Source organism: Eremococcus coleocola DSM 15696, assembly GCF_000428865.1.
GTDB lineage: Bacteria > Bacillota > Bacilli > Lactobacillales > Aerococcaceae > Eremococcus > Eremococcus coleocola.
Genome location: NZ_AUAT01000007.1, coordinates 13304 through 30862 on the forward strand (window position 1 = coordinate 13304; position 17559 = coordinate 30862).

Genomic DNA, 17559 nt, shown 5'->3' on the forward strand with positions numbered 1-17559 from the left:
AGGAAGCCCATGCAAAGAATGAATCGAAAAAATGGTATCTGGTTCTTGCTGATTGTGGCGGCTTTTGCTATCCTCTTTGCCTTAACTCAAGCCAATATCATTAATGCTTATTATCGGATTACTTTAATGACCATTATGTTGAATATTATTTATGCGGTTGGTTTAAATTTGGTCCTTGGGATTGCCGGTCAATTTTCCCTCGGCCATGCCGGCTTTATTGCTATTGGTGCCTATGCGGCTGCTATCTGTACTAAGGCCGCAGCTAATCCATGGCTAGGCCTCTTGGAAGGTATATTACTGGGAGTAGTCATCTCAGTCATAGTGGTCTTACTCGTAGGGATTCCGACCCTTCGTTTAAAAGGAGACTATCTAGCCATCGCGACCTTAGGAGTGGCCGAAATTATCCGGGTCTTAATTAATAATTGGCGGTCAATCACCAATGGTCCTGCTGGGATTTCGGGTATTCCCACCGTCACTAATTGGATGGTAGTTTTTGTTGCATTAGTCTTAACCACGATCTTAGTTTTGAATTATAATTATTCGTCTGTGGGCCGGGCCACGCGTGCGATTGAACAAAATGAAATTGCCGCTGAAGCCATGGGGGTCAATGTTACTAAATATAAGGTGATGGCCTTTGCAATGGGGGCTGCCACTGCAGCCATTGGAGGTTCGTTACAAGCTACTTTCTTAGGGATTGTCACGCCAAAAGATTATACCTTTAACCGGTCAATCGATATCTTAATTATTGTAGTCTTTGGCGGCATGGGGTCCTTTACTGGTTCCTTCATCGCTGCTATCTTATTGGGCCTCTTAAACTTATTCTTACAAGATTATGGTCAATTACGGATGATTATTTATGCTGTGGCTTTGATCTTAATTATGATTTTCCGACCTCAAGGGTTGTTAGGCACGTCGGAATTTAAAGTGGGTCGTTTATTCAAGAATACAAATTCACGAGATACTAAGGAGGTGGCCTAATGCCTTTAATGAAAATTACGGACTTAACCAAAAACTTTGGCGGCTTGGCCGCCGTATCCAATGTATCTTTAGATATTGACCAAGGAGACCTTGTGGGCCTGATCGGACCGAATGGGGCCGGGAAGACAACTTTCTTTAACCTCTTAACCGGTGTCTATGTGCCTTCCCAAGGGACTGTGGAATTACAAGTGGATGGTAAAATGCAAAAGCTAAACGGCAAGCATCCTGATGTTATTAGTGGTTTGGGCTTAGCCCGAACCTTCCAAAATATTCGTTTGTTTGCTGATTTAACAGTTTTAGAAAATGTCTTAATTGCCATGCACCGTGAACAAGGGCCAAGTTTATTCCACGCCTTGCTCCGGACCCAAAACCATTATCAGCAAGAAGCTAAACTGAAGGCGGAAGCCCTGGATTTGTTACGGATTTTTAACTTAGACCAACTTTGTCAAGAAAAAGCCAAAAATTTGGCTTACGGTCAACAAAGACGCTTAGAGATAGTCCGAGCCTTGGCCCTCCATCCTAAGATTCTTTTCTTGGATGAACCTGCGGCCGGGATGAACCCGAATGAAACGGCTGAGCTCACCCAATTAATTGCCCAAATCCAAGCTGACTTTGATTTAACGGTGGTCTTGATTGAACATGATATGTCCTTAGTCATGGATATTTGTCAGAAAATTTTTGTTTTGGAATATGGTCGGTTAATTGCCCAGGGTGGTCCTAAAGAAATCCAAGCCAATCCCCAAGTAATTCGGGCCTACCTAGGAGGTGACGGTGACTAATGCTAACGATTGAGAATTTATCAGTTAATTATGGCATGATTCAAGCTGTACAAAATGTAAGTCTGCAAGTTAACCAGGGAGAAATAGTGTCCCTAATTGGAGCCAATGGAGCCGGTAAGTCTACAATTTTGCGGACAATTTCTGGCTTAATCCATCCTAAAGAAGGGTCTATTCAATTTTTGAACCAGGATATCACTAAGACTAATCCCCAAGCTATCGTTAAAATGGGGATTTCCCATGTCCCCGAAGGGCGACATGTTTTTAAGGATTTGACGGTCAAAGAAAACCTCGAAATGGGGGCCTTTCTCCGCAAAGATAAGGAGAATTTTGAAGCGGATTATCAGACTATTTATCAGCGGTTTCCAATTTTAAAGGACCGGCTTAAACAAGATGCCTCGACTTTATCGGGCGGCGAACAACAAATGTTAGCCATGGGCCGGGCCTTGATGGCGAAGCCTAAACTCTTGCTCTTAGATGAGCCTTCAATGGGGCTGGCGCCGATTTTTATCAAGGAAATCTTTAAGATTATTGAGGCCATTAAAGAACAAGGTACAACCGTGCTTTTAATTGAACAAAATGCTAAAATGGCTTTACAAGTAGCTGACCGTGGTTATGTATTAGAGAGTGGTAAGTTGGTCTTGTCTGGGTCAGGACAAGACTTGTTGGCCAGTGACCAAGTGCAAAAGGCCTATTTAGGAGGATAAGTATGTACGTAAAAGATTATATGAGCCAAGATCTAGTGACAGTAACGCCAGAAACATCGGTCTTAAAAGCGGTTGATGTCTTAAAAGCCCACGACATTAATCGGTTACCGGTTATGGTTAAGGGTAAGCTAGTTGGATTGGTGACAAAAGAAGAAATTGATTTGAATTCACCAACCAATGCTTCTTCTTTGTCCAAATATGAGATGAATTATTTGTTAGACAAGATGACCGTCGGCGATATCATGGCCAAGCATATGTTTACCGTGAGTCCAGATACTCTCTTGGATGAAGCAGCTGAAACCATGTTAAATAAAAGCATTGGCTCTTTGTTAGTGATGGAGGGGGAAAAATTAGTCGGGATTATTACCGATAAAGATATCTTCCGGACTTTTATTGATATTTCGGGTTATTATACTGCTGGAACTAGTTTAGTCATTGAATTAAGTGATGACCGCAAAGGCGTGATTGAAGAAATTGGTGATGCCTTGGTGGCGGCTGACCATAACCTGTCGAACATGTTGGTTTACCATTTGCGTGATGCCATCCGGGTAGTCCTTCATGTGGATGAAGAAAATGTTGATAACTTAATTGATGCTTTAAGTCAAGCCGGCTATGAAGTGAAGACCGTTGTTAAACGGTAATGAATAGTTGATGTGTAAAACAGCCCCCTTCTCTAAGAAGGGGGCTGTTTTGTATATTATTTATGCAAGACAAAGCGGTCAAATAAAGGTGCTGAGACTAGGTAACGGTCTTGGATAAAGTTGGGCTGATCTGCTTTTTCAAGGAAGGCGAATATGACCCCAGGACTAAGAATATTGGTTGTGGTTTTCAGCGGATATCCAAGACTTCTGAGAAGGTCTTTGACAAATAAGACACAATTACTTCCGAATAAGTAATAAGTTTTATATGAACCTTGCTTTATATGGTGGAATTGGCTGCCGGGGTAACTTAACATTCGACCGGCAAAATCACCTTCTTGCTTAGGAGTTTGAGGTAACCAAAGTTCGCTTTGACAAAGCATATGATTTAAAAAATCGTGGGTCGCTTGTATTTGGTCCGGATTTAAACTGAAGGAATAGGCAAAAATACTCAGGTGGCGTTTGAGTAAGTAGTCCAAATAAGCGTCCAGGTCTGCAGTCATCAGCATACCTTCGCCCAAAAGGTCCAATAACTTTCGAGAATCAGCATCATAGTTACCGTATGAATAGACGCGTCCTTGAAAAGCCAGATCAATATGGCCAATTCGATCATAAGAGGCCGGTCCATTTTGGAGTAAGATGACCAGGTCTTGGTCGGACTGGGCTAGTCTTTCTTTCAAAGTAGTCGCTGAGTAAATTAGGTGGTGACCTTGTAATAAGCTTAGGTCCACTTTATCTAAGTCTTGAGGGAGGTCCTTTTGCCAGATTAAAAGAGATAGATAAGGAAAAAGTGCGGTGAGATAAATGGGGAATTGAGGCAAGCTATAGTTGAGTTTCCTTGAAGGAAGGGCTTCTTGTAAGGCGAGTAAGGCGCAGTAAATAGCTAATAAATAGGGGCCACCACCAAAGTTAAGGCAAAGCCAGATTAATAGGAGGCGGCTACTGATTTCTATAATGAATGGATAGACGCGTCCTTCTTTTTGTCCTAGCCAAATTAGAATTTGAAGACTAAGGAAGAGACAGTAAATGGCTTGAATGATGATGATGGTGGTATTGAGCAAGAGAAAAGTTAAAGTGGGAATAATCATTAGGACTAAAATTAAAGTTAGGGTAAGTAAAAGAAAGAGTATGATTTTAGGCTTTAGTCTGCCGGCTTGGTAGGCTAAGCCAATACTGAGCCCAAGTGTTAAGAGACCACAAAGGAGATAAAGCCAGGTTAGGTTAGGATTTAAGAGCAATATGGTCCAGATAATTAGATATAGGATTGGATAATTTTGTTTCAAATTGGAACCTCCTTTCTTGATAGTTTAATTATAGGGGTCCTGGCTTTAAGGAACAAGTTTGGTGTTTTTTTAAGTTGTGCTTTGAGGTTGTCAATGCAAAGGAAAGTCCAAAATTGTGCATTGAAGCAGGTCAATGCACAGTCCCAAAAGAGCCAATAGGATTTCGGTTAGAATAAATTTAAAAGAATAAGGAGACTGGGCCAATTCCAGTCTCCTTATTGAGTATAAATAGTTCTAATCAGCATTACCCTGTACGAGTTCCGCTTTGACAATTTCATGATAATAACGGATTTCTTGGTCAGAATGTTGGTCGTTAAGGGCGTCAAAGAGGACTTGGAAGGCCCGTTTACCTAGTTCGATCGCATTAATATTGATATAGGCTTGGTGGATGCCTTGGGAGAAGTCAGACCGGTAGGGTTTAAAGGTCATCGCGGCAATCTGTCGGTCAGGACAGACATAGCGGACGCCCTCCTTAAAACCTCGGGCAACTAACTGGTCAACAATCACTGCGGCATCTATTTCGGGCATGGCAGCAACCTCTCGTGCCATTTCAAAGCCGTTTTTAACTAAGAATTGATCAGGACGAAAAATCCAGTCAGGGTTAGCTTCTAAATGACTTGCTTCATGAGCTTTTTGATAGCCCTGGTAGCGAGACTTAACAAAGATTTGCGGGTAGGCACTCCCAATAAAAGCAATATTCTTCTTGCCTTGGTCAATGAGGTATTGGGTGGCCAATAAGCCTAAGTCCACATTATTATTATCCACAAAATTAGTTTGCCAATCGGTTGCTTGGCCAATGATTACAAAGGGTGTTGCTGACTGACGCACAAAATTAATAATGGGATCATCTTCAATGGCATAAAGAAAAATCAAGCCATCAACCAAACGGCCATTGACCATCCGTTGAATGTGACGGAGCCGTTCCTGATCGCCATTACCAGTATTCAATAATAAGGAAAAACCATTTTCCTCTGCGACTTCGTTGATTCCCCTTAAGACGGTAGGGAAGAAAGGGTTTTGGTAAAAAGCATCGGAAGCTTGGGGAAGGACTAAGCCAATAACTTTAGATCGTTTAGATACTAAGGATCGGGCTGTCAAATTAGGATAATAATGGAGCTCAGCCATGGCTTTACGAACTTTTTCTTTAGTCTTATCAGAAATTGACTTGCTGTCAGATAGGACTCGGGATACGGTTGAAGGGGCTACCCCAGCACGTTCGGCTACATCTTTAATGGTAACATTCATTTAACATCCTCCTTTCTTGATATAATGCAAACGTATTTTCTATTTAGAATTATATAATATCAAGCTTAGAATAACAATGGTATCCTTTTCAAAAAAATAATTAAGATAAATTTGAGAAATCGTTTGCATTAAAGTTTAATTTTTGTATAATGAATTTGCATAAAGAAATTCAATAAATTTTATAAGGAGGTTTTTATGGAACGCTTATCAGGTGTTTTAATGCATATATCATCGTTACCCAACCAGTACGGTATCGGTTCTTTCGGCCAAGCTGCCTATGACTTTGTCGATTTTCTTAAAGAAACTAAGCAGTCTTATTGGCAAATTCTACCCTTGACGACCACATCTTATGGGGATTCACCCTACCAATCTTTTTCAGCTTTTGCGGGTAATACCTATTTTATTGATTTAGACCAACTATTAGCAGAGGGGCTATTAGTTCCGGAAGATTTAGCAGGAATTGATTTTGGACGTAAGCCAGATGATGTGGATTACGGCCTTATTTTCCAAAGCCGTCAAGCGATCCTACAAAAAGCGGTCGATCGTTTCTTGGGTCAAGCCCGTCCAGCGGATTATGAAACATTTATTCAAGAAAAAGCGGAGTGGTTAGAGCCTTTTGCTGAATACATGGCAATTAAAGAATCTTTTGGTCTAGCATCTTGGATGGAATGGGACCAAGATATCCAAACCCGTCAACCCCAAGCCTTGGACCGTTACCGGCAAGAATTAGCCGCCCAAATGGACTACCACCGGGTGACCCAATATTGGTTCTTTAAACAATGGCAAGCACTTAAGGGTTATGCCAACCAAAACCATATTCAAATTATTGGTGATATGCCGATTTATGTCGCAGCCGATTCTGTGGAAATGTGGGCCACGCCAGAATACTTTAAAACGGATGCCCAAGGTCGGCCAACGGTAGTCGCCGGGACACCACCGGATGATTTTTCAGCGGACGGTCAATACTGGGGCAATCCAATCTATGATTGGGATTATATGAAAGCCAATGGATATCAGTGGTGGGTGAAACGGATCCAAGCCAGTTTTGAACTCTATGACCGGGTCCGGATTGACCATTTCCGTGGTTTTGAGTCTTACTGGGAAGTGCCTTTCGGTTCTCCAAGCTCAGCCCATGGCTACTGGGTAAAGGGTCCAGGATATGACCTTTTCAGAGTCTTAAAGGAAAAATTAGGTGACTTAGATATTATCGCCGAGGACTTAGGCTTTATGACCCCAGAAGTTCATGCCATGCGTGAGGCCACCGGTTTCCCATCTATGAAAATTCTACAGTTTGGTTTTAATGGTCATAACGATTCAACTGACTTGCCTCATCATTATTTCTGGAACACCGCTGTTTATGTTGGAACCCATGATAATGAAACAGCTATGGGTTGGTGGAACGATACGGCGTCGCAAGCTCAAAAAGACCAACTAGTGACCTATCTCCATAAATTACCCAATGAAACTCCAGCTCAAGCCCTTAACCGCGGATTGGCCCAATCTGTGTCTCGTTTAGCGGTTTATACCATGCAAGACTTATTAAGTTTAGGCAATGAAGCCCGGATGAATGAGCCTTCTACCATTGGCAAAAATTGGAAATGGCGGATGACCCCTGACCAATTAAATCAAAGTGTGACAGATTTCTTAAAGAATATCACTGAAGTATACTTTAGAAGCAATCCTAAATTAACAGAAAAGGAGTAAGACATGACCCTTGTAAGTAAATATGCCCAAGCTCTTTACCAGAAACCCATCGCTGATTGTAATGATTCCGAATTATATCAAGTCCTTTTAGCCTTAGTAAAAGACAAGGCCCAAGACTTACCTACTAATAATCAAAAGAAAAAATTATATTATTTCTCAGCTGAATTCCTGATTGGAAAGCTTTTATCCAATAACCTTTTGAATTTAGGTCTGTATGATCAAGTGAGTCAAGAACTCCAAGCCGCTGGCAAAAATATGATGGATATCGAAGATGCCGAACAAGAACCATCCTTAGGTAATGGTGGCTTAGGCCGTTTGGCGGCCTGCTTCTTAGATTCTATTGCTAGCTTAGGCTTAAATGGCGATGGTTTGGGGCTTAACTACCATTTTGGTCTATTTAAACAAGTCTTTGAGGCCAATGAACAAAAATCAATTTCCGATGAATGGATTACTGATTCATCTTGGCTAGTTAAATCCCACCATCACTATACTGTTTCTTACCGAGACTTTGATTTAGAGTCAAGCCTTTATGATATTGATGTACTCGGTTATGAACGCAATACTCGCAATCGTTTGCGCTTATTCGATATTGATTCCGTCAATCCGAAAATTATCCACGACGACTCCATTGATTTCGATAAGACTAATATCAAAGAAAACTTAACACTTTTCTTATATCCTGATGATTCCGACCACGCGGGTGAATTATTACGGGTTTACCAACAATATTTCATGGTGTCTAATGGAGCCCAATTGATTATTGATGAAGCCTTAGCAAAAGGGTCAAATCTTCATGACTTAGCTGACTATGCGGTCATCCAGATCAATGATACCCACCCAGCCTTAGTCATTCCGGAAATGATCCGGCTTTTAAATCAAGTACATGGACTAGATGTAGAAGAAGCGGTGGACATCGTGAAATCAATGACTGCCTATACCAACCATACTATTTTGGCTGAAGCTTTAGAAAAATGGCCATTGGCTGACTTAGAAGCTATTGTGCCAGAAATTGCGGATATCATTAAATATTTAGATGCTCGGATGAAAGAAAACTTTATTAACCCTGACCTTGCCATTATTGATGACCTAAACCGGATACATATGGCCCGCTTATCAATCCATTATGGTTATTCCATTAACGGGGTAGCAGCCCTGCATACGGATATCCTCAAAGAATCTGAATTGAAAGACTTCTACCAAGCTTATCCAGAGAAATTCAATAATAAGACGAATGGGATTACCTTCAGACGCTGGTTGATGGATGCGAATCCAGATTTGGCGGCTTACTTAGACCAATTACTGGGTGACCAATGGCGGCATTCGCATGACCTAAGCGGTTTAGCAGCCTATCAAGCGGATGCGGACGTCCAAGCTAAACTCGACGCAATTAAAGTTGGCAACAAAGCTAAATTGAACCATTTCTTACAAGGTCGCATGGACGTATCTATCAAGGATGATTCAATTATTGATGTCCAAATTAAGCGGATCCATGAATACAAACGCCAGCAAATGTTAGCCCTCTATATTATTCATAAGTACTTTGACATCAAGGCTGGCAATAAACCAGCACGGCCAATTACTATTCTCTTCGGCGGTAAGGCGGCCAACGCTTATACCATTGCCCGGGATATTATTCATTTAATTTTATGTCTGTCTGAATTGATTGCTAAAGATCCTGAGGTAGCCCCATACCTACAAGTAGTCATGGTCGAAAACTATAATGTGACGGCCGCTCATTACTTAATTCCTGCGGCGGATATTTCTGAACAAATTTCCTTAGCCTCTAAAGAAGCCTCTGGTACCGGTAATATGAAGTTTATGGTTAATGGTGCCTTAACGGTTGCGACCATGGATGGCGCTAATGTGGAAATCCATGACTTAGTCGGGGATGACAATATCTTTATCTTCGGTAAGGATAGTCAGACGATTGTGGACCTTTATGCTAACAATGCCTACCGGGCCTCTGATTATTATGAAAAAGAATCAATCAAACCTTTGGTCGACTTTATCGTTAGTCCTGACCTCTTGGCTTTGGGAAATGAAGAACGTTTAAATCGGCTTCACCAAGATATCATTAATAAAGACTACTTCATGGCTTTAATTGACCTGGAAGAATTTATTGAAACTAAAGAAAAAGTTTATCAAGCCTATGAAGACCGGTCTACTTGGATGGCCAAGGTCATTAAGAATATTGCCCAAGCGGGCTACTTCTCTTCTGACCGGACCATACGTGACTACAATCAAGATATTTGGCATTTAGAAGAAAACAAGTCTGCAAATTAACAAGTATTCCTTTCTATTTTGTCAAATCAAACTGAATCATTACTGTATGAGGTGGCACTTTAAGGATTTTTGCCCAGCAAAGAGTCTTGGGTGCTGCCTTGATTTTTCCCAGGAAGGAAGGACTATGCAAGCTGCCTTACTTTACCATCAACCAGAATCAGAATACGCCTATCTCTATGCTGAGGACTGCCTCCACCTGCGTTTGCGGGTGGGAAAGGGACAGGTTGCCCAAGTTAAGGTCTATTACCAGGAAGTCTTTAAAACCTTAGAGGGGACCGATTATTACAGACAAACCATGACCTTGTGGGAACAAGACCGGGACTTTGACTATTATCAAGTCGCTATCGCTAATCCGCCTAAACGCTTTGAATATTATTTTGTGATTGAAGACCTAGCCGGGCAGACCTACCTCTATAATGAGGTAGACTTGTATCCTTTAGCTGGACCGCCAAGCCAGGCAGACCTACGTGCTAATAAAGATGGCTTCAAACTACCGTATTTACATTGGTCAGACCACTATCAAGCACCGGATTGGGCCAAGGACACGGTCTGGTATCAAATCTTTCCGGACCGCTTTAAACGGTCAGGGAAGATTCCAAATCGCCATCACCTTCAAGACTGGGAACGGAATAGTCGCCCGGACCATGATGCCTTCTATGGTGGGGACCTTAAAGGGATTATCCAGCAGTTAGACTACCTACAAGACTTGGGTATCACTGGACTTTATTTGTGTCCGATTTTTGATTCGTCATCAAATCATAAGTACAATACCCATGATTATTTTAAGATTGATCCTGATTTTGGGACTAAAGAGGACCTGAAAGAATTAGTGACCCAAGCCCATCAACGGGGGATAAAGGTCATATTGGATGCTGTCTTTAACCATATTGGCAGTCAAGCACCCATCTGGCAGGATGTCATCGCCAAGGGCAAGAAGTCAGACTATTATGACTGGTTCCATATTAATCAATTACCGGTGGACAAACTACGCCGCCTCGATGACGAAACCATGAATTATGAGACTTTTGCTTTTGTGCCGGCCATGCCTAAGTGGAAGACCACCCAGCCTCAAGCCCGGGACTATCTCTTAAAGGTCACCCAATATTGGATCCAAGAATGTGATATTGATGGCTGGCGCTTGGATGTGGCCAATGAAATCGACCATGGTTTCTGGCGGGCTTTCCACCAAGCCTGTCTAGCCCTTAAACCTGACTTCTATATTGTAGGAGAAGTTTGGCACCGGTCTCAGCCGTGGTTACAGGGAGACCAATTTCATGCGGTGATGAATTATCCCCTGCAAGAAATTATTGAAGGTCTTTTTATGGGGGTGGAATCTAACCGGTCCCAATGGTTAGACCAGCTCGGTCGCCTACGGATGACCTATCGGCAGTCTTGCAGCGAAGCTCAGTTTAACCTCTTAGATTCCCACGACACCATGCGACTCTTTAATAAATGCGGGCAAAACTTAGCACTTATGCAAGCTAGTCTCACCTTTCTTTTCTTACAGGTGGGGAGTCCATGTATTTATTATGGTACGGAAATTGCTATGGCAGGTGGGGATGACCCGGATTGCCGCCGGCCCATGCCTTGGGACTTTACGGACTCAGACCGCCAGATGCAAGCTTTTATCCAAGCCTTAATTAGCCTCCGTCATTCCTATAATTCTTTAATTAACCAAGGCCACCACCATGAAAGTCTAACTTCTAAAGGAAGTTTAAAGCTTGAAATAGACCAAGGGCCAGAACGGTTACTGGCTTACTTTAATTTAAGTGACGAGGCCTTAAGTTTGGAAGAACAAAGTCAATCCGAGCCAGTTTTTTGTCAGGGATACCAAGCGGGGACTTTAACTAGTTATGGTTTCGTGGTTTTTGCTGAGCTTAATCAATAAAGTATGAAATCAATTGCACAAAATGTGTTGGATTTTAGTGGTTTAACTTCTTTTAGGGTAAAAGCCTAAAGTTACTAAATTTAGTTGCGACTTTAAGTATTGTTTGAGCTAGATCTAACAAAGCCTTTAGGCTAAGGGATAATATACGATAATATACAAGAATACTTAATCAGTGAAGCACTAAGAAAATTTTTGTAAAAAGCAAAAAAACACTTGCAATTTGTAAGCGTTTCATAGATAATACTATTAAAGAAAACGATTGCATAAAAGAATTGGAGGAAAGAAAATGAAAATGAACAAATGGGTAAGTGCAGCATCTGCATTATTACTAGGCGCTACTCCTTTAGTAGCATCATTCGTTGGTGGTGTTGAGTCAGCTTCAGCACAAGAAACTTTAATCGTCTCTGCCGCAGGTCAATTCGACTATGTTTCAGAAAATATTAAAGCCTTTGAAGAAGCAAACAATGTTAAGGTTGAAGTTTGGGATAAAGACATGTTCGAAGTTTTAGATGGTCTATCACTCGATGGTCCTGCTGGAACTGGCCCAGACGTAATGATCGCTCCATATGACCGGGTGGGTTCACTCGGAGCAACCGGTATGTTATTACCAGTTACTTTAAATGATGAAGCTGAATATGATGATACTGATAAACAACAAGTAACCTTTGATGGTGAAATCTATGCTGCTCCAGCAACTATCGAAACATTAGTTATGTTCTATAACACTGACTTATTAGAAAAAGCACCAGAAACCTTTGAAGAATTAGAAGGTTTACTTAAAGATGATAAATATGCCTTTGAAGGTGAAGACGGCAAGAATGTTGGTTTCCTAGCTAACTGGGTTGACTTCTATCATACTTATGGTCTTTTAGCTGGTTACGGCGGATATGTCTTTGGTGAAGATGGTACTAACCCAGAAGAGTTAGGCTTAAATAATGAAGGTGCCGTTGAAGCCATTGAATATGCCACTAAATTCTATCAAGAATCTTGGCCTCAAGGTATGCAAGATAAAACTTCTGCTCCAGATTTCTTAAACCAAAGCTTCATGGATGGTAAAACAGCTGCAGTTATCACTGGTCCATGGATGGCCAATGACTTTAACAATTCAGGCGTTAACTATGCAGCTGCTAAAATCCCAACCTTACCAAATGGTGAAGATTACAAACCATTCGGTGGTGGTAAAGGATGGACAATTTCAGCCTTCACTGAAAAACAAGAACTTGCTCAAAAATTCATTGACTGGGTAACTTCAACTGAACAACAAGACATTATGTATGAACGTCTTGAAGAAGTACCAGCCAACCAAGTATCTCGTAAGAAAGCTGCTGAATCTGGTTCTGAATTAACTGCAGCCGTAATCGATGTTTACAAAAATGCTGTGCCAATGCCAAATATTCCACAAATGGCTGAAGTTTGGACCGGAGCTGAAAACATGATGTTTGATGCTGTATCTGGTTCTAAATCAGCTAAGGAAACTGCCGATGCGGCCGTTGAATTGATTAAAGAAGCAATTGCACAAAAAGGTTATTAATAATTAATTACATCGTGTAATTGAGTCTGGTTGGCCCCTGCCGGCCAGACTTTATTACTTTATAAGGAGGTACCCTCATGACTGATCAAACAGTCACTCACAAAAATGTAACCTTAGCTGGTTGCTTATCTTTGATCCCAGGCTTGGGTCAATTCTATAACCGTCAAGCCATTAAAGGGGGTTTATTCCTGATTATTACTGGTATTTTTGCCTATGAAATGCATGTTTTTGGGAACCAAGCCCTAGTTAATTTGGTAACGCTAGGTACAACACCTAGACAAGACCATTCTTTATTTATGTTGATTCAGGGATCATTACAATTGCTGATTACACTGATTTTCTTAATTTTCTATATATATAATATTTATGATGCTCGACGCGTTGCTGACTTCTGGAATCAAGGTATTCCAGTAAATCAATCATTTAAAGAACTTTTAAATAATGTCTACCAAAATGGCTTTCCTTACTTATTAATCATTCCGGCCTATGTGGCTATGATTTTTGCAATTGTTTTTCCCGTTTTGGTAACGGTATTTACCGCTTTTGTTAATTATTCTTTCTTAAATATGCCTCCTGCCAAGCTCTTGGATTGGGTTGGCTTTGAAAACTTTAATAAAATTTTCTTCCTAAGTACTTTTAGAAAGGCCTTTGGTTCGGTCTTATCTTGGACTTTTATTTGGACGCTAGCAGCCACGACCTTACAAATTGTTGTGGGGGTTTTCACCGCAATTGTGGCCAACCAACCCTTTATTAAAGGTAAACGTTTCTTTGGAGTAATTTTCTTACTTCCTTGGGCAGTTCCAGCCTTTATTACGATTTTGTCCTTTTCAAATATGTTCAATGATTCCGTGGGAGCCATTAATACTCAGGTTATTCCTTTCTTCAATCGATTAATTCCTTTTATGGATGTTGGTTTAGTCCCATGGAAGACCAATCCTAACTGGACTAAAATTGCTATTATTATGATTCAGGGATGATTAGGGTTCCCTTATATTTATGTCATGGTCACTTCCATTCTGCAATCCATTCCAAATGACTTGTATGAAGCGGCAAAAATCGATGGGGCCAATGCCAACCGTCGTTTCCGGGATATTACCTTACCAACCATTCTCTCTGTAGCTGCGCCGGTTTTTGTCACCCAATATACAGGTAACTTTAATAACTTCTCCATGATTTATCTGTTTAATGATGGGGGACCTGGTTCAGTTGGGGGCGGTGCCGGTTCAACCGATATTTTGATTTCTTGGATCTTCAAGTTAACGACCGGGAATTCACCACAATATTCAGTGGCAGCTGCCTTAACTATTATTATTTCCTTGATCGTCATTGGGGTTTCTTTACTTGTCTTCAAGCGGTCAAATTCTTTTGAAATGGAGGATATCTAAGATGAAAAATCTAGCCCATTCTGCCAAATTCAAAAAACGCTTAGGCCAATTTTTGACCTACCTCTACATGATTATCTTGAGTATTGTGATTATTTATCCTCTGTTAGTGACTGCTTCTTCAGCCTTTATTGCAGGGAATATGACCGCCTTTAAATTATCTTTTGATGTTCAGTGGACCCTGGATAATTTCCGTCGTCTCTTCGATGAGACTTTATACGGAACTTGGTACAAGAACACCTTAATTGTAGCTGGGTCAACAATGTTGATTCAGGTGACGATTATTACTTTAGCGGGTTATGCTTATTCTCGCTATGGTTTTATCGGCCGAAAAAATTCTTTGAAGACTTTTTTAATTATCCAAATGGTGCCAACTACGGCTGCTTTGACTGCCTTCTTCGTTATGGCCTTCCTCTTAAAAGCTATCAACCAATTCTGGTTCCTAACCTTCCTTTATATTGGGGGCGGGATTCCGATGAATACCTGGCTCATGAAGGGTTACTTCGATACAGTCCCTTATGACTTAGATGAATCAGCTAAAATTGATGGCGCCGGTCATATCCGGACCTTCTGGCAAATTGTCTTACCATTGGTTAAACCGATGGTGGCTGTCCAAGCCCTCTGGGCTTTCATGGGACCCTTTGGGGACTACATGCTTTCCCGGTTCTTATTAAGAAGTCAGGAAGCCTACACCGTGGCGGTTGGGTTACAAACCTTTATTTCCGATATTCGGAACCAACGGGTAGCCTTGTTTGCGGCAGGTGCGATTTTAATCGCCGTGCCAATTTCCATTCTCTTCTTCCTATTACAGAAGAACTTCGTATCAGGTTTAACCTCTGGTGGTACCAAAGGCTAGCCTTAGAAAGAAGGATGACCTATTTTTCCATTAAACTATTTCAAAACAATCCTGTCACCGCGCCGGATTTTTAGCCAAAGAAAAGCCTTAAAAACCTGGCAATTGGTCTTGGTCTTTATCTTTACGACGGCTTTAAGTTTGATGCCTTTGAGTCTACGGATTAATGGTTTGCAATCGGTGGATATTACAGAGTATATGCCATCCTTAGAGCGAACTATGACCGCGGATTTCCTAGCTGCTTACCAAGATTTTAACTGGGACCAAGTGGCCAACCAAGGGCAAAGTAGTCAAGAAGATGACAAAATACGCCAAGCCTTTGTTAAGGATGAGACTCAAGCCGAGACCTTATTGAAGGAAGGATCTGGTTTGGCGGCTAGCCAAGATCAAGTTTTTATTAAAGAAGGAGACCAGCCGATTTTTGTCCAAGACTTAGGTCAGGATAATCCCTTGCTTAAATCACAAGATCCACAAATGGTCTTAAAGATTTTGTCCCAACTTTGGTTTAAGGACAACCGCTTATCCTTGATAGTGATTCAATTATTGAATGTGGCGATTATTCTTTTTACCAATAATTTAATCTTTATCGGGGTCGTCTCTGCTTTAGTTTATTTAATGCATTTGAGTCGACGGTTTACGATTGGCTCTTACAAGGAAGCCTTGACCATTGTCTTGAATGCTTTTGGTGGAGCCAGCCTACTCGCTATGATAGCGGCTTTTGCGGGCTTGGATCCTTTAGCCATGATTTCCTTACAAGGTTTTGCTTTTATCGCAAGTTTAATGGCATCCTATTGGAAAACCCATTTTAATGATGATTACTTAGAAGATATTCAAAAGAGAGGTGCTCACCGTGGTAGAAATTAATTTAAAAAATATCCAAAAAAAATATAAGGGGAATGATACCTATTCTGTAACAGATTTTAATATCGATATTCAGGACCGGGAATTTATTGTTTTCGTAGGTCCTTCTGGTTGTGGTAAATCCACCACCTTACGGATGATTGCTGGTTTGGAAGATATTACTGAAGGTCAATTGATTATTGATGGCCAAGTCATGAATGACGTGGAACCTAAAGACCGGAATATCGCTATGGTTTTCCAAAACTATGCCCTATATCCCCATATGACCGTGTTTGATAATATGGCCTATGGTTTGAAATTACGTAAATATACTAAAGACCAAATTAAAGCCCGGGTTGACCATGCGGCTGAAATCCTAGGTTTAACGCCTTATCTAGAACGTAAACCTGCCGCTTTATCTGGGGGCCAACGGCAACGGGTAGCCTTGGGTCGAGCTATTGTCCGCGAAGCTAAAGTCTTCTTAATGGACGAACCTTTATCCAACTTGGATGCTAAATTACGGGTTCAAATGCGTACTGAGATTGCCAAGCTCCACCATGAACTGGAAACAACTTCCATTTACGTAACTCATGACCAAACCGAAGCCATGACCTTGGCCTCACGGATTGTAGTTATGAATGACGGAAATATTATGCAAATTGGGACACCAACCGAAGTGTATAATCATCCAGATAATGTCTTTGTGGCCAGCTTTATGGGGTCACCCGCTATGAACTTCTTCAATGTAACTTATGAAAAAGGCCGGGTGACAACGGCGGATGGTTTGTCTTGGGCTGTTTTTGATGCCATGGCTCGTAAATTAAATGACCAAGGCTACGAAGGTAAACAATTAATTATGGGGATTCGTCCAGAAGATATTCATGATGAACCAGTTATGAAGGACACTATGCCTGAAGCAATTATTCAAGCCCATATCCAAGTGGTTGAAATGACCGGCGCAGAAATGATGTTATATTGTAAACATGATCAAAATGAATTTATCGCCCGCGTGGATACTCGGACCGAATATAATATTGGTGATGATGTGGACCTCGTCTTTGATATGAATAAGACTCACTTCTTCGATCCAGAAACTGAGAATGTGATTCGTTAATTTATATAATGAATAAGTAAGTATTAGGTATTTAAAAGGGAGTAGGTTAGACCAAGTGAAAATCAGTGATTTTCCAGGTTAAGCCTGCTGCCTTTTGTTTTTTCAACGGACTATGAATTATGAGCCTTGATGCTACCGCGAGGTAGGCTAGTTTTTGCACACTCGTCCCAAAATAGTGTTTTGAGTGACGATTTAAGGGCCAAGTGGTCCCAAAAGTGTGTTTTGAGTGACGAGTTGAGAGTGAAGTGGTCCCAAAAGTGCGCTTTGAGTGACGAGTTAAAGGTAAGGTCGTCATTAAGAGGCAAAATGTTAGGAGCACCCACCAATTAGAAGTCAA

General features: G+C 41.2%; 13 protein-coding genes and 1 pseudogene. 12 read left to right on the plus strand and 2 right to left on the minus strand.

The window, feature by feature from the left end:
* The first annotated feature begins 9 nt into the window (after positions 1 to 9).
* From G396_RS0102525 to G396_RS0102540, 4 genes are read left to right on the plus strand one after another with little or no spacing between them, the layout of a single operon-like run.
* Complete coding sequence (locus tag G396_RS0102525; protein WP_028124949.1) at positions 10 to 978, plus strand: branched-chain amino acid ABC transporter permease; 969 nt, start codon at positions 10 to 12, stop codon at positions 976 to 978.
* Positions 978 to 1757 carry an ABC transporter ATP-binding protein gene (locus G396_RS0102530; protein WP_006418955.1) on the plus strand — a complete coding sequence of 260 codons (780 nt, stop codon included), beginning with the start codon at positions 978 to 980 and terminating at the stop codon, positions 1755 to 1757. Before G396_RS0102525 ends, G396_RS0102530 begins: the two co-directional genes overlap by 1 nt.
* Complete coding sequence (locus G396_RS0102535; protein ID WP_028124950.1) at positions 1757 to 2461, plus strand: ABC transporter ATP-binding protein; 705 nt, start codon at positions 1757 to 1759, stop codon at positions 2459 to 2461. Before G396_RS0102530 ends, G396_RS0102535 begins: the two co-directional genes overlap by 1 nt.
* Positions 2462 to 2463: 2 nt before the next feature.
* Positions 2464 to 3102: a CBS domain-containing protein gene (locus tag G396_RS0102540; protein WP_006418848.1), complete on the plus strand. Its 639-nt coding sequence runs from the start codon at positions 2464 to 2466 to the stop codon at positions 3100 to 3102.
* 56 nt (positions 3103 to 3158) lie between these two features.
* On the opposite strand, the gene G396_RS0102545 is transcribed toward G396_RS0102540, so the two are convergent.
* Positions 3159 to 4382 (minus strand): hypothetical protein, encoded by a 1224-nt coding sequence (locus tag G396_RS0102545; RefSeq protein ID WP_028124951.1) that lies wholly within the window; start codon positions 4380 to 4382, stop codon positions 3159 to 3161.
* A 234-nt stretch (positions 4383 to 4616) separates the two neighbouring features.
* Positions 4617 to 5627, minus strand: coding sequence for a LacI family DNA-binding transcriptional regulator (locus tag G396_RS0102550; protein ID WP_028124952.1), 1011 nt, complete (start codon positions 5625 to 5627; stop codon positions 4617 to 4619).
* Positions 5628 to 5822: 195 nt separating this feature from the next.
* Here G396_RS0102550 and malQ point away from each other — a divergent pair, with 195 nt between their 5' ends.
* The 8 genes and pseudogenes from malQ (at position 5823) to G396_RS0102590 (ending at position 17222) form a co-directional block, all read left to right on the plus strand.
* On the plus strand, positions 5823 to 7331 hold the full coding sequence (gene malQ, locus G396_RS0102555; RefSeq protein WP_028124953.1) for a 4-alpha-glucanotransferase: 1509 nt from the start codon (positions 5823 to 5825) through the stop codon (positions 7329 to 7331).
* A gap of 3 nt (positions 7332 to 7334) precedes the next feature.
* A complete protein-coding gene (gene glgP, locus G396_RS0102560) occupies positions 7335 to 9614 on the plus strand; it encodes a glycogen/starch/alpha-glucan family phosphorylase (RefSeq protein WP_028124954.1) in 2280 nt (759 codons plus the stop codon).
* A gap of 124 nt (positions 9615 to 9738) precedes the next feature.
* Complete coding sequence (locus tag G396_RS0102565; protein WP_028124955.1) at positions 9739 to 11502, plus strand: glycoside hydrolase family 13 protein; 1764 nt, start codon at positions 9739 to 9741, stop codon at positions 11500 to 11502.
* A gap of 286 nt (positions 11503 to 11788) precedes the next feature.
* Positions 11789 to 13033 carry an extracellular solute-binding protein gene (locus G396_RS0102570; protein ID WP_034907441.1) on the plus strand — a complete coding sequence of 415 codons (1245 nt, stop codon included), beginning with the start codon at positions 11789 to 11791 and terminating at the stop codon, positions 13031 to 13033.
* 77 nt (positions 13034 to 13110) lie between these two features.
* Positions 13111 to 14418 (plus strand): annotated as a pseudogene (locus G396_RS09970) (carbohydrate ABC transporter permease).
* A gap of 1 nt (position 14419) precedes the next feature.
* Complete coding sequence (locus G396_RS0102580) at positions 14420 to 15271, plus strand: sugar ABC transporter permease (RefSeq protein ID WP_028124957.1); 852 nt, start codon at positions 14420 to 14422, stop codon at positions 15269 to 15271.
* A 108-nt stretch (positions 15272 to 15379) separates the two neighbouring features.
* Positions 15380 to 16132: a hypothetical protein gene (locus tag G396_RS0102585; RefSeq protein WP_155857392.1), complete on the plus strand. Its 753-nt coding sequence runs from the start codon at positions 15380 to 15382 to the stop codon at positions 16130 to 16132.
* Entirely contained in the window at positions 16119 to 17222 is a 1104-nt protein-coding gene (locus tag G396_RS0102590; protein ID WP_006417990.1) for an ABC transporter ATP-binding protein, read from the plus strand. Before G396_RS0102585 ends, G396_RS0102590 begins: the two co-directional genes overlap by 14 nt.
* Positions 17223 to 17559: the final 337 nt, after the last annotated feature.